Here is a 13,876-nt window from a genome sequence, read left to right as displayed (position 1 = left end):
TATCAAGAGCCTCAGATTTCGAAAGATTTCTGAGGCTTTTTGTGTATCTAAAGATTTAAATTATGCATTATTATTTGAGTACTTGGTGGAGATGGTTCAGACGCTGCGGCTATAGTCGCGGCTTTGGCGTGCAGTCGCCTTCTGCCTATAGCTTTATCCGTTATGTCATCAATGAGCATTATCCTTATTATGCATATCAGGAGCTGCAGGAGCAGTTTCCGCAGCTTAACAGGCGCGAACATAAGGTAGGACGTCTTCTTCTGCGGCTCTCAAATCATTGGCAGCCCGTTATCAGATTGTGCAATCGTCATATCTTTGATGCTTATCTCCATGCGGGTTGTATGAACACTGAATCTTTCGAGATAGCTGATAGCTTATCTCTTTTGGATAAAAACGTTCAAACGATGGTGGTTGTAGATTTGGATAAACTGCCGATGGAACTTGTCTTGAAGAATCTACTCCCGCTTTGTCATAGTCAGGTGATGCTGGTTCTTTTTGGTAATCTTCATGCCAGGAAGACCTATTCATCATGGCTTCGTTTGCAGGAATCAGAGTTCTCTGGCATCACCTATGACCTCTATTATGTGGGTGTTGTTTTCTTTGATCATAAGATCTATAAGCAGCATTATCGGGTAAATTTCTAGAAAAAGAGCCCTTTCATGCAAGAAAGTAGTATGTTAGGCGAAAAAAAATGCCGAAAAACTTGTAGATAAAATAAATTTTATTACTTTTGCAGCCAAATTAGTAAGAACGTTAAATAATATAGCTATGTATTGGACACTTGAATTAGCTTCAAAGCTAGAAGATGCACCATGGCCTGCAACTAAAGAAGAGCTGCTCGACTATGCAACTCGCTCAGGTGCGCCTCTGGAAGTTCTGGAGAATCTGCAGGAAATAGAAGATGAAGGTGATGTCTATGAGAGCATCGAAGACATTTGGCCTGATTATCCTTCAAAGGATGACTTCTTATGGAATGATGACGAGTACTAATCGTTCATCGATTACGATTATCAGTATAAGATAATGGAAATGAGCCATATAGGTGATTTCTTCGGAAATTCCTATATGGCTTTTTGCCGTCTTTTACCGCCAATTTTACCGTTCTAATGGCCTTATTTTACATAATTAAATGATCAATAATCGGTATATCCTGAAATTCTTTCTTTTCTGATCGGTTAATTTCATCTTTTCTTCTCTTATTATTCTCCTTACTTCATACTAAAATCATCTGAAGTTTATAAAAAAGGAGTGGTATGATAAACTTTTCTATTATCTTCGCGTACATAGTGCCATAATTAATAAAAAGGTATTTTAATATGGGAAGAATTTCAAGACTTTATCCGAAAGGACGATTGAGACTGCGTATACCAAAGATGGTGCAGTCTGGTAAAAAGTATCCATTGTATATAGAATACAATTGGCATGCTGATTCTATTCGTAAATCAACTGGTATAAGTGTGTCAGTAAAGGAATGGAATGAGAAAGGCTATTGCGGTATTGGTGAAATACGTGCCACGACTGATATTGACTATAAGTATTATAATCATGCTCTTCATAAGCGTATCGAAGACATAGATGTGAAGATACATAAGTATTATGAAATGCATCAGCATATTACTTGTGATGTGATTCGATCTTTTCTCGAAGATAATGACAATGCTTTGCGACCTGATGAAGGAAAGGACTTCATAGAGTTTGCTAAAGAGTTGATGGAAAAACGTTATGAGAAAGGTAAGATAGGTTTTAGTACTTGCAAGAATGGTATTTCATATCTCAATCAGTTTGAGGAATACCTGTTGCTTGAACACAAAGGTACACATGGTGAGCATAAGGAATTCATTTATGTCTCAGATATTAGTGAAGACTTATTGCTTGATTTCCGTAAGTATCGACTCTTGGCAAAAAAGAAAGCAACAACAGTCAACAAGACTCTATGTCCGATTCTTCAGGCGTGTGAATATGCTTGTCAGTTAGGTTATATCTCTCATCAGCTTAATGCATCTCTCCAGGACTTGTATATGAAAGAAGAGGACCGGCTTGATGAAGAAGAGAGGAATATCAAGTATCTCACTGAAGAGAGACTTGCTGAGTTAGTTTCCGTTTATAATACCATCGAACAACCTCGACGAAAAGAGTTTTTGGAGATGTGGCTGTTTGCCTTCCATGCTTGCGGTATGCGAATGGTTGATGTGATGACGCTCCGATGGAAAGACATTGATTTCAACAAGAATTTCATCAGTAAAATACAAGTCAAGACGAGAAACCGAAATACCATACCTTTGAGTGAACCACTCATTCGTATTCTTGAAAAATGGAAGGGTAGAAACAAAGTCTTTGTTTTTGATCTATTGCCAGAGAACTTCGATATAAATGACCATGAGGCGATATACCGTCGTAGAAATTCCTGGAATAATACCATCAATACTTCGCTTCGTTGTATATCTCATGATTTAAAATGGAATCAAGACTTGACTTTCCATGTATCAAGACACACTTGGGCAGTTTTAGCGCTTGCACACGGAGCTGAAATCAGTGAGATAAGCAGATTGTTAGGTCACGCTTCAACAGGCGTCACAGAGCGAGTTTATGCAGAATTCTTGCCAGACAACCTTGCGACTGTAGTAAGCAAACTTGCCTTCTGCTTCATTCCTGATATGAATGCCAAACAAAAGAAGGTGGTATCACGCTAAACAGAGTGATACCACCTTCGATCAAATTTGTAGCCTTTATAGTCGAAACTATCAGAATATCTTGTAGTCCTTGCCAGTAAGATTAGAAATTGGCTTGAATAAACGCAATAGAATGAGCCCTATCACGATAAATGCTATTCTGACTATTACTGAACCGCCCATAGTAAAACCGTGCCATACGAGGAAAATGGGTGAGCACATGAGGGCTACGATGATTAGGCACATTAGAGCTGCTAGAAATGTTTTTGGTCCCATACGTCAATAATCTAATGGAGCTATGAAATGATCATCAGGCAGGTCGTGAAAATGCTTGCCATCTGCATCATTGGTCACATATGTTTCGTTTTCTGGATCTTCTGTAGCGAAATAGATTTCCAAATCCTTGAAACGATTTTTGAGAAGAACGCGGAAGTCAGTAATCAATGCGAGTTCTTCCGCTTCTATATAGAGAAAGCCTTCTGAAAGTTCGCATTTCTTGATATTACCACAGAGATTGCAAGTCCCATAGTCCACACCAAGAGCGAAGATGATGTTTCCTTCCCAATCATCGGCCTCGTCTTCTTCCATAGCAGGGCGTTCTTTCTGTATGAAAGTCTGATAGAGGCTATATATCTCTTGCAACTCTTCTTGTTTTCCCACAATGTGGTAGCGTACTTTTATATTATGCATTTGTGATGCTATGAAATCTTCTAACTCTTTCTCCATATTTCGTCAGTCAATCTTATAGTTATACAAATATCTGAGACTGTCACCACTTATTTCGAAAGCTACGATGTCGTGAGCATACTCGTTGCTTCCCACCTTGGCAGATAGGAAGAATATGTATGAACGCGGTCCATATTCATCATCAAGACTTATAATTTTCTGTACTTCATGGTGACTGTAGTCATCCTTTGGATGGGCGAGCTGTAACAATGGGCGATGCTCTTCATGCAGTTTGCCATCAGAAGACTTGAACTTAACCACACAGTCTATGTCTGGTGCCGTTCCTCCCTCGCCTGTATCATACCAGATGGCAGTTACGAGACTGTCATCTGAGACTACAGTGTGATAAGTCTCGATAGAGTCAGACTGTTCTGTACTCTTTTCGAAACTGGCATCGTGAGACTTGTTCTGGCATGAAGAACAGGTAACCATTACTAGTAGGGCAATGGTGCAAAATTGAAATATTGCTTTCATATTGCTCATCGTCTCCATGCTCGTTTCAGACGTTCGTCTTCAAAGTCACTCGTAAACATACATTCTGCCAAAACTTCACCGTCTTCTGCGTATTCGGGATCGAATACAAGTCCTGGTAGAGTAAGCGGCTCTTCTTGTCCATGTATGTATGAACCGATATAGACATATTCTTTGGGCGGTTCTACCTTATGGCAACCTAAAAACACATTTCTTTCACTTGCAAGGTCAAAGTACTCGTCTTCGTATCCTTCAAAATCGTTTAATTCCCAAACAAAGCAAAGCTCGTACATCAAGCACTCAAAGAAGAAACGTTCTTTGTTTACCGTAACAAAGTGGCTATGTGTATCCTCTTGATAAAATATTGGATATATCTCAGAGTGCCACATCCAAAGGTGACTTGCTCCTTCGACAGTTTCCAAAATTTGCTCTTTAATGTGCTTGCTCCAAAGGCTGGTAACGTGATAGGCGTTGTCTTTCTTTACTTTTAGATATATTCTCATTTTCTTTTCGTTTATATTGTTATTTTGAAGGAGGGAATATTTGGTTAATTACAACTTCATTGTCGAAATCAAGATACGCCCCGTCTATGTCATGACCTATTGACATAAATTCATCACTCTCTACCCATCCTCCTATGCTCAATCGCTCGCTGGTTTCCTGATAGTAGGCATCCATTATCTTCTCATGGAGGTTAGGAGCTTTTTCCTTTAACCAAGGGTTAAATTTTTCCCAATAGTCTTCTTCCTCCATACCTTTGAGAATGGTGTCTTGGGCTTCTTTCCATAATGTAAGGAGATTCTCTGCTTCTTCGTCAGAGAGTTTGATGGTAGTACCGTCATTATTTCCATTCAAATATATTTCTGCGTTAATCTCTTTCATTGTCTGTGATATTGTTTAACTTTATGATTGATGACTTGCGATCCACTCTTTTGCGAGTGTGGTGGCAAAGTTGTAGAAGTCTTTCTGATGAACATCCGACCATAGTTCTTCATTGGTTTGAAGATACTCCTCTAGTTGATTTCTCAACTCTTCGTTTTCCGTTCTTTCGAGAACCACTCTGATGAGTGTTAGCGCACGGATGTCGCCTAAATCTTTGTGTATCATATTCTTTCGCTTTTAGTTATTTTCTTTTTTACGAATCTCTTGCAGAATAGCTTCGCGCATCCACCATACGGCATACGAGGCAAACTTGAAGCCGCGCGACTTGTCGAACTTGTGGCTGGCACGTAACATTCCGTAACGACTGGCAGCAATCAGCTCTTCGTCAGACAGTCCCTTGCCCACATACTGCTTTGCTACTGCCTTGACAAAGACAGAACCGAGTTCTGCCAACTCGTTCTCCGCATGGGAGTCTCCCTGCTGGATAAGGGTTATTATACGTAGAGCCTCTTCGTTGTTGATGATAGGCTTCTTTACCTTGTTTGTTGTAGTGTTGTTGTTTGCCATACTTTTAATATTTTTAGATGTTGTCTGTCGCGCGAATAGTATCCCTTTTTTCTGAGAAAAGAAAATAAAGGCAGCAAAGAAATCATAAAACTTCTGAATTTTTGTTGAATATCAGATGGGGTTGGGTAATGCCTCCTTAACATACGATGAAAGTTTCTTTATATGCAGACTTATTCAAACATACTGAATATGGCTTGGATAATCCAGCCAAGAATCATAAAGGCGAGTTGTATGAGACTTATCAGTATGTAACCGCCTAATACGACTATCAAAAACCCAAATAGAAATAAAAGCATGTCTCACATCATTTAAAAAGTTTTGCCTACTCCCTTTCCAGCGTTTCGGCAGTCTCTGTTGTCACATTATTAATGACTGTTGGAACATTATCATCAAGCAGTTTGGTAGTCTTTTAATGCTATCCAACATCCTTTATTCATGCCAATATTCTTTTGTTACCTCATCAGCTTCCTCCTTTGTCATTGCTTTATCGATGTTATCGACAACAAATCTATGGAAGGCACGATAGTCTGGCTCATAAAGCTCTGTAACTTTGGTCCATTCCTGAGGGAAATCATCAGGACCATTACCATAATAACCAATGTTATCTACAACTGCGGCTACACAGATTTCATCATCGTCATCAAGTCCGATGCCGAATATTGACACTTCTGTTCCGTCACCATCATCGCCTTCACATTCGTCTTCCCAATCAGGCACGGCAATGTAGCGTTTGTCTCCTTTCTGCTTGAGAAGATTGATAATTTCTTTGTATGCTTCTTCAATAGCGTTGCCGTTCACATAGTTAGAGAAAAGCGAGAAGAAGTCTCTTTTCAGTAACTTAGAAATCTTTAACAACAAGTCTGTTTCAAGACTTGTCTTGTTAAAAATATTTTCAATCTCAGAACTTGCTAAATGCAAATTATTTGCAAAATCCTCAATAGTGAGGTCCTGCTTTTGAACCTCTTGTTTGATTTCTTGTCCAATATGAATCTTTGTCATAAAGTATGATTTTATATTTTAAAAGCCTACTCCCTTTCCAGCGTTTCGGCTTCCTCTGTTTCTTTATATTTATCTTGTCTGTAAGTTTAGCCTATTCGCCATATATACAACGTGAGAAAACACCGTCTGCCTTGTCTCCCAAGATTTTATAAGTTTGGTTTATAGTGTCTCGAATGTACATTGAGGTATCAATCTCCTTGAAGAATACTTTGTTGATAGGAGCGTCTGTACCAAATAATATTCTATCAGTTAACCCTTCTTCAACAAGTTTTTGTAAGTCGCTCATTGGCATAAAGGCTGTATCTACATAGGTGTTGGAGCATGATAGTAGTACATCTATAGCTTCTTCTATAGGTCTTCCGTGGGCAAGAATAAAAGTTTGTTCACTGTGGTCTTGTATGACATCCTTGAACCGCCCGGCATGACTTACCTCAAAGTTTCCTGTATGTAATAATACTGGAACATCTAAAAGTTTGGCTACATCTAATGCCTTATTTAATAAGGTGCGATTCTTGCTCCATTCTGGGTGAGACTCAAAATGTAACTTTATCCCTTGCCACTTTATTTTGCTGTGCAACATATAGGGCAGGGGATAATTAAGTTTCAGCATTCGGGGAGTTAGCCACAAGATGGGGTGGACTTTTTCACCACCGAATCTGATAAGTTCTCGCAACTCCCGACAAACGTCCTTGTAGAGTTCGGCGCAAGTTGATGTGGAGGCAACAGCCATTCCATCGACACCTGCTGCCATCTCGGAAAACCATATCTCTTTTGGAGAATGGTATCCATCTGTAAACCATCCGACATGTACATGATTATCAATTATCATTATCTGTTATACTCCAACTTTCAATCATTCAGTTTCTCTAAGAATTTTTCTTGACCATCCAAGAGATACTTGATGCCTTCTATTATACCGATGACTCCTGGAATCCAAGACCAACAGAAGATTAAATATATGGCGCCAATCATATACTTACCCATATAGAACTTGTGTAAGCCAAATCCACCAGTAAAGATGGCAAGTAAAGCAGCTATCTTATAATCCTTGTTGGTATTCTCTAGGGATTCTGATACTTCATCTGGTGTCTTACTTTGAAGACTTTCCTTGTTATTTTGTTCATTTCTACTTTTCAACACCTCTTTAAGATATGCTACTTCTTGCAATGGTGTCCAATAGGTATCAGAGTTCTCGTATCGGAAGAACTTTACATAGCCACCAGTTCGAAACTCATTATCTGCTGCTGCTAATCGCTCTTCATTCGTCTTCCTGATAAATCCAGGAATGTCTTTTATCATTTGCATGATAAGACCAGTCTGAAAAGGAGTTCCTGGTATTGTTGTCCTTGTTGTCAGCAATTTTGCAGCGTTGTCTCTATGATCATTGGTAAGAATGTAACCCAAGACGGTTCCTGACATATTCGGATTAAAGCAATTAGTAGCGTCATCGTTTGTCCAAGGATCATCTTTTGTGCTACACAACTCGTAGGCTTGATCGGAAGAAACTCTGATAGCGATGATATTGTTGTCTGTTACGATGACTTTTCCATCTGTTACATGAAGGTTTGGTGTCTCTATTGTTTCCCAGTCACTCCATGACTTGTCGTCTCGTATAGTTGAAACACGAATATGTCCATCCCCCAATTCTACAAGGAAATGAATGCATCTAAATGTCAAGTCAGAAACAGAAGACAGCTTCTGAATTTGTCTCTGAATCTCTTCGGTACTCCAACTGTTATAATCTATTTTTTGTATCATATTATTATACTTTATAACAATCCTTTTTCTCGATATTCTTCTACAAGACGCTTATTGAGGAATGCTACATCACAGAAATGATGATTAACAGCAAACATGTCTCCACCGCTTTCATTGTAGTTGCGTACTAAACAACGAGCACAGTAGTCACGAGCTTCACATTCAAGACATTGTGGAAATGACTCTTGAGTTATCTTGCGGAGTTCCTTGATGCGTTCGCTATTCTCCCAAATCTCTTGTAGTGTTTGCTTATAGACATTGCCCAAGACATAGTCTTGCCAGCCTGCACATGGATAAACATCTCCATTAGCTGTGATACAGCAGTTGTCATAACCAACGCCACAGACTGGTTGCTTCTTGAATCTTTCAAGGTCAAATTTAATCTCGTCAGTGATCGGTATCTTTTCAAGAGTTTGCTCTCTATATTGAATGTCATGTTCGATGATGTCACGGAGAACTTGTTCTGTCTCTTCTAAAGAAAGTCTATTGGCAAGATTCTCTGTATCAAGATCTGCGCGAGCCATCATGATATAGTCTGTTTGCGCCTTTATCTTTAAAGATTTTGCATAATCTAAAACTTTATCATAACCAACTTTATTTGCTTTCATCAAAGGACAGCTTATCTGGACAGGGATGTCTGCTGCGACAAGCTTCTCTATGGATGCCTTGGTCTTTTCAAAGGATCCTTTTACTGTAGTTATAAAGTCGTGAATCTCAGGATTCATAGAATATAATGATACTTGTATCAATGATATATTCAACTCCTTTAAAGCTGTTACCTGCTCGTCTTTTAGAGCAATAAGATTAGAAAGAATGGTTATCTTTAAATCTTTCTCTCTACAATAGCGAGCAATTTCAATGATGTCTTTGTGTAAGAAAACTTCACCTCCAGATAATGTTACATGAATACCGCCCATATCGGAAAACTCGTCCAAGATACTCTTGACTTTGGCTGTAGGCATATCAAAACCATGATTCTTCTTGTCATTTGGAATATAACAGTGGATACAACGTTCATTGCAACGACTTGACAACTCGAATTGTAGAGTTGATATGAGGGGATGTCCCTGTACCTCTTCTAAGAAGAAATCTTGTGTATTCTCAGATACATTCTCATCTGTATGCTGATAGTAGCTTGCTGCTAGAGTCTTTGGATTATCTGTATCATAAGTAAACTTATCATCATTTTCTATGATTTCTTCTATAGACTCTCCAAGTACAACGAAATGGTCATTTGCTAAACTTGTAACAAAATCTGTTACATCCTTTTTTAGCGTGTCATAGTCGACTCCTTCATAAAGGTCTAATAATTGTCTTATGATTTCCTCTATGTCTTTTGCTTCTCGTGTGATTAGACGAAGAATATCAGCACCAAACTCATCATAACATCGGTCATGACGTGTCAGTTGATTGGTTATGTATCCATATCGCTTTGTCGTGCGAATATATGAGTTTTTACTTTGTTGAACTAACATTTTTTCTTGTTTTAATATAAGATAAACTATCGTTTCCATCCCACGTATAGAGATTATATACATCTCCATCTATTGTTATTGATGGTAACTCTTTTCCTATAATATGATGAAGTCTTTGTGAATCATAATAATTTCCAAAGATATTCTTATAAGGGATGTCTTCCCTTTCTTTAGTTTGATTGACACTTAAGTAAATTTCAATACTCTTAATAATTTCTTCTATAGACATCTTTGTGATTTTTAAGGGTTCATGAGAAGAATGAATACTCTTCTCATGAACTAAATTGCGGTTTACATTGCACGCTCACAAGCAGAACAATATTTTCTGTCACGAATATCGTCGGTGCGACAGCATGCATCTGTTGGACAACCTGCTGCATAAGAACCTGTAGGAAGATTCTTTGCAATCATCTGAGCTTTCTGATACTTCTTCATAATAGTCAAATATTTCGTTTATGTCTTTATCCTATCGAGCGACTCGACTTTCTCTATTACCTACTTCCTTTCAAGCGTTTCGGCATTTTCTTTATGCTGTTATTCGTTGATATACTCCCATTCCTCAAATGCCGAGACATCAGCTTGTGGCTCTTCTTCCTTGGAATAGTCATTAACTAAATATATCACAGGAAGGTTGGTTCTGTTCTTTAAGTCTATGGCATATTGGAGATATGGGGTTTTCAACTGCTCCATATAGCGGTGGAACAAGAAAAACTTAGTACTCTCATCGTATGTTCCAGGAATGACAAACTGCGTCTCATCTTCAGATGGAGTTATAGTTTTTAGAGTTCCTTTCTTATCTGTGTAGAGAGTATTCCCGCAAGTCGCACAACCATTCATCTCGCTGATAGCACGTCTTGCGTTGTCAATATCTGGATTTGAATGAAACCATATAAGTACTGGGCGTATTGGTGAACTGCTGATGTACTCTTCTATGACTTTGCTGATATTGTTGTTGTTAGTCTTTCTCATATTAAGTCTTTTATCTTTATCAGGCTGGTCATATTTCGACAAAATAAAAAAACAACAAAGCTTTTACGACTGTACGATTTTGCTCGCACGTCGTAAAAGCTTTGCTGTTATGTCTTATTTTGTTGCCCATAGAGCCAGACATCAAGTTTATGTCCTATGGCTCCATTCGGACTGTTATTGTTAATAGTTAAGTGCTAGTCTAAGCACAAAAAAGCGTGAAGCCCATTGTCGCTCGCTTCACATCTTGAGGTCTTCGAACTTACCCGTCAGCCGAAACGAGCAACGAGACCCCACGCCGATATGTATAGATACACTCTCATAGAGCCAGCTCTTTTGGGGAGCTGACTTATGAAAGGTACGTATATTACATACCCATAGGCATCACCGTTGCGAGGTTTCTTAGCTGACCATGAAGTGTTCGAAGTTTCAAGATGCCAGAAAACCAAGCGCCAATAACGCTTTTCTTATGTTTGCCCTCTACCAACCGACACTCTTTTAAGTGACTTCAGCGTAGGGCTATTAGCATCATCGCACGTAAAGGTACGAATTTGCACCACAAAAGTAATGAATTTAATTGAAATGACCAAACATAAACCGAAAAGATTTATGTTTGGTCGCATAAAAAGTGTATTTTTATAATTATTTGCTACAGAAAGATTGTCTTCATCTCAAAAACATTATCTTAGAATAGGTGTAGTTTTGTTGAGAAAGTCTGTATCAACAAACCAGTCTTTGTTTTGGTTGTTTGGAAACATACTTTGAGATGTTTTTAGCTTGAAGTTCTCATCTCTGAGACTTTCGAGTTCATCACTTAGTTTATCTATTTGTTTGGACATAGCATTCAATTGTTGATTAAGTAAATCAATGATAGTCTGTGCTTGCTCACTGATAACCTCATTGGTCTCTGCGTGTTGGTTAGTGATAAGAGTTTTGATTTCTTCATGCTCCCTTGCGCTTCTTTCTTCATGTATCTCTTTGAATGATTTGTTTAGTAGTCCGAACTTCTTCATCATTCTTTGAGCTGTGGATATGCTTATATGGAAATGGTTTGCAATAATCTGTTTTCTCTCGGTTTGTGAACTACAATCTTTAATAAGGAATTCGAGATCATCTTTATTTCTCGGCTTCATGATACTTTTAGGTGTAAGTATCTCTGCTTTCTGTCTATGGGATATTGTGACCTGTTCATTGCCTATCTTTGGAAGGTCTGTAGTTTCTGTATTTAGTACCCAGTTATAGACGAGTTCTATATCGTCCCTATCATATCGGAATGGTAGGATAGTATAGTTTTCCTCCCAATCTACAGAGTAATATTTGAATCGATTGCGAAGTAAATGTATGATGGCATACTTAATTTGGAAGTCATAGATCTTTTCATATGTAAAAAGTAGAATGGATACTTCGACGAGTGTCATTTTGTATAGTTTTTGAGAAGTATAGTCCATCTGTAGATTATTGCGGGATACCGTAAAGTCATAATACTCTTTTACGGCAGTGTCAATAGAATAGTTCTTGTGCTGACCAACGAAAATACCAGTCTTTGATCTCTTGTTGTGTAAAATACATTGTTTGAAACTGTTATTGATATACTTGAAGAACTCTCGGTATCTTTTTTCTGTGTTATAAGGACTACCTACATTGTCATGCAATGCTTTCTTGAAATTACCGAGAATGTTGTTTACGTCGTCTGCCAAATTTTTGGTAGGAATGTCAATCGGGTTTGTGTAGTCGAATAGAATCTCTTTGATTTTCATATAAAACTTCTTTTTTTTAATTTATTTATCTCTGTATTTTGGAAAAATGACCTGTTTTAGAGAAAAATTTATGTTTGAATCAAAAATGATTTGATGTATTAAGCAATGAGTCAAAAACAGTTCAGAGTAATGAGTCAAAAACGAGTCAATGCTATGTCGTACAAAGCTAAGTAAGATGTTACTATACAACATATTCATATCATGTATATATAATAACAACATGAACTATTCAATACTATTATACAACATAAATGAATACACTGTAATATAACATAAACTATAGATATATGTAACAACATGTTATGTTTTACAAACTATGTCTCTATGTTTTAGGGTTTCAGAATAAGAGGGGCGAAGCCCCTCGTGAGCGCTTTGCGCTCACCCTGACATTTATAAAAGCTACTTTTCCAGATTCATTTACTATATTAAAGAATTAAAGCTATGGAATATTATAATCTTGATTTTTGTTCTTTAGATACTTGCTATCTAAAACGTAAAAGTGTTCCGTCTTTTTATAGGAAGATAAATACTAAAAGAAGAATTCATCCCATCCTATGATAAATTCATGCTGGAGTACATCTACCACAATATACATAGAACCATGCTGCTATCAGATAAAATCTAATGTATCTGTATAGAATCAGGCAGGCAGTAGCAAACCTTCAATTTCTACCTGGTATAATCTGAAAGAATCGGTATCATGGAACTATAACTATGCCTGTAGTCATGACATATAGGTGAAGAAACACAGTCTGTACAATTATGCCTATCGGTAGAAGAAAAGACTATCCGCAACAAGTGTCAATGCATCAAAATGATTATCGTATCAATTTAATCTTTAAAGGAGCTCGTTTTAGCTTACTTTTTCGTATAGATTCAATCTAAAAGATTTTTTTGATACAGTTAGGTGCTCCATTCTTTCTTAATTTCCATTTATTGTGTATCTTCGTGCTATAATGATAAATAAGCATAGGTAAAGATATGGAAAAAGTCGTTTTGTATTGTAGAGTCTCAACCCAAGTTCAAGACTACGAGCGTCAAGTATCAGACTTAACTCAGTTTGCCAAGAAACATCAATGGGAGATAGCAGAGACTTTCACTGAAAAGATAAGTGGCGCCAAAAAGAATGATGAACGTAAAGAACTTACTTCTCTTCTCTCATACGCGCGCGTACATTATATTAATAGGGTGCTTGTCACTGAACTTTCTCGTTTGGGTCGTGATACCCTCCAGGTGTTAGCTGCTATTGATATGCTTAATAAGGCAAAGGTCTCGTTGTATATAATGAACTATAATATAGAGACTCTTACACCTGATGGCAAGGTGAATCCAATGAGTCAATTCATGATTACTTTGTTGGCTGAAGTCGCACGTATGGAACGTAGAACCATCAAAGAAAGAATGGCGAGCGGTTATAACAACTTCCGTGCCAATGGAGGTAAGGTAGGACGCAAGACTGGATACCGCAAAAGTGATGAGGACTTTCGAACTCAATATAAAGATGCGTTTCGTTTGTTGGGCAAAGGGGTTAGTCTTCGAGACATTAGTAAAGCTACCGGTGTGTCTGGGGGTGTAATTTAAACTGTGTCAAGGCTTGTTCTTAACT

At 37.9% G+C, this 13,876-nt stretch carries 18 protein-coding genes; 4 read left to right on the top strand and 14 right to left on the bottom strand.

All coding sequences use genetic code 11. The features are described 5' to 3' along the window. The first annotated feature begins 62 nt into the window (after window positions 1–62). From DXD25_RS15090 to DXD25_RS15080, 3 genes are all read left to right on the top strand, one after another. The gene (locus DXD25_RS15090; protein WP_117664221.1) at window positions 63–644 is read left to right on the top strand and encodes a hypothetical protein; all 582 of its coding nucleotides are present in this window, start codon (window positions 63–65) and stop codon (window positions 642–644) included. Between the two features lie 124 nt (window positions 645–768). Next, entirely contained in the window at window positions 769–990 is a 222-nt protein-coding gene (locus DXD25_RS15085; RefSeq protein ID WP_089543964.1) for a DUF2795 domain-containing protein, read from the top strand. Window positions 991–1,316: 326 nt separating this feature from the next. Further along, a complete protein-coding gene (locus tag DXD25_RS15080) occupies window positions 1,317–2,690 on the top strand; it encodes a tyrosine-type recombinase/integrase (protein WP_117664220.1) in 1,374 nt (457 codons plus the stop codon). Window positions 2,691–2,948: 258 nt separating this feature from the next. On the opposite strand, the gene DXD25_RS15075 is transcribed toward DXD25_RS15080, so the two are convergent. The 14 genes from DXD25_RS15075 to DXD25_RS15020 all read right to left on the bottom strand — a co-directional run bounded on the left by DXD25_RS15075 (window position 2,949) and on the right by DXD25_RS15020 (window position 12,270). Further along, the gene (locus tag DXD25_RS15075) at window positions 2,949–3,395 is read right to left on the bottom strand and encodes a hypothetical protein (protein WP_147327943.1); all 447 of its coding nucleotides are present in this window, start codon (window positions 3,393–3,395) and stop codon (window positions 2,949–2,951) included. A gap of 6 nt (window positions 3,396–3,401) precedes the next feature. Next, window positions 3,402–3,869 (bottom strand): hypothetical protein, encoded by a 468-nt coding sequence (locus tag DXD25_RS15070; RefSeq protein WP_147327942.1) that lies wholly within the window; start codon window positions 3,867–3,869, stop codon window positions 3,402–3,404. Window positions 3,870–3,874: 5 nt separating this feature from the next. Then, complete coding sequence (locus DXD25_RS15065; protein ID WP_117664217.1) at window positions 3,875–4,369, bottom strand: hypothetical protein; 495 nt, start codon at window positions 4,367–4,369, stop codon at window positions 3,875–3,877. A gap of 19 nt (window positions 4,370–4,388) precedes the next feature. Beyond that, on the bottom strand, window positions 4,389–4,748 hold the full coding sequence (locus DXD25_RS15060; RefSeq protein ID WP_117664216.1) for a hypothetical protein: 360 nt from the start codon (window positions 4,746–4,748) through the stop codon (window positions 4,389–4,391). Between the two features lie 21 nt (window positions 4,749–4,769). Further along, window positions 4,770–4,973 (bottom strand): hypothetical protein, encoded by a 204-nt coding sequence (locus DXD25_RS15055; protein WP_117664215.1) that lies wholly within the window; start codon window positions 4,971–4,973, stop codon window positions 4,770–4,772. A gap of 12 nt (window positions 4,974–4,985) precedes the next feature. Further along, window positions 4,986–5,315, bottom strand: coding sequence for a sigma factor (locus DXD25_RS15050; protein ID WP_117664214.1), 330 nt, complete (start codon window positions 5,313–5,315; stop codon window positions 4,986–4,988). Window positions 5,316–5,744: 429 nt separating this feature from the next. Continuing rightward, window positions 5,745–6,314: a hypothetical protein gene (locus DXD25_RS15045; RefSeq protein ID WP_117664213.1), complete on the bottom strand. Its 570-nt coding sequence runs from the start codon at window positions 6,312–6,314 to the stop codon at window positions 5,745–5,747. A 91-nt stretch (window positions 6,315–6,405) separates the two neighbouring features. Continuing rightward, on the bottom strand, window positions 6,406–7,143 hold the full coding sequence (locus DXD25_RS15040; protein ID WP_117664212.1) for an amidohydrolase family protein: 738 nt from the start codon (window positions 7,141–7,143) through the stop codon (window positions 6,406–6,408). Between the two features lie 20 nt (window positions 7,144–7,163). Continuing rightward, window positions 7,164–8,072: an NINE protein gene (locus DXD25_RS17230; protein ID WP_233522339.1), complete on the bottom strand. Its 909-nt coding sequence runs from the start codon at window positions 8,070–8,072 to the stop codon at window positions 7,164–7,166. 11 nt (window positions 8,073–8,083) lie between these two features. Then, window positions 8,084–9,547 carry a PqqD family peptide modification chaperone gene (locus DXD25_RS15030; protein WP_117664222.1) on the bottom strand — a complete coding sequence of 488 codons (1,464 nt, stop codon included), beginning with the start codon at window positions 9,545–9,547 and terminating at the stop codon, window positions 8,084–8,086. Continuing rightward, window positions 9,528–9,776, bottom strand: a complete 249-nt coding sequence (locus DXD25_RS16515; protein ID WP_147327941.1) for a hypothetical protein — start codon at window positions 9,774–9,776, stop codon at window positions 9,528–9,530. The genes DXD25_RS15030 and DXD25_RS16515 overlap by 20 nt, the downstream gene beginning before the upstream one ends. A gap of 62 nt (window positions 9,777–9,838) precedes the next feature. Beyond that, complete coding sequence (locus DXD25_RS16765) at window positions 9,839–9,982, bottom strand: hypothetical protein (protein ID WP_158556354.1); 144 nt, start codon at window positions 9,980–9,982, stop codon at window positions 9,839–9,841. A 99-nt stretch (window positions 9,983–10,081) separates the two neighbouring features. Beyond that, window positions 10,082–10,516 (bottom strand): hypothetical protein, encoded by a 435-nt coding sequence (locus DXD25_RS15025; protein ID WP_147327940.1) that lies wholly within the window; start codon window positions 10,514–10,516, stop codon window positions 10,082–10,084. Window positions 10,517–11,193: 677 nt separating this feature from the next. Next, complete coding sequence (locus DXD25_RS15020; RefSeq protein ID WP_117664210.1) at window positions 11,194–12,270, bottom strand: hypothetical protein; 1,077 nt, start codon at window positions 12,268–12,270, stop codon at window positions 11,194–11,196. A 981-nt stretch (window positions 12,271–13,251) separates the two neighbouring features. Here DXD25_RS15020 and DXD25_RS15015 point away from each other — a divergent pair. Continuing rightward, complete coding sequence (locus DXD25_RS15015; RefSeq protein WP_117664209.1) at window positions 13,252–13,851, top strand: recombinase family protein; 600 nt, start codon at window positions 13,252–13,254, stop codon at window positions 13,849–13,851. The last annotated feature ends 25 nt before the right edge of the window (window positions 13,852–13,876 follow it).

This window comes from Prevotella sp. TF12-30, assembly GCF_003436715.1.
Classification (GTDB): domain Bacteria; phylum Bacteroidota; class Bacteroidia; order Bacteroidales; family Bacteroidaceae; genus Prevotella; species Prevotella copri_A.
Note: the sequence above shows the minus strand (reverse complement) of the source record. Positions and strands in the feature narration are given on the sequence as shown.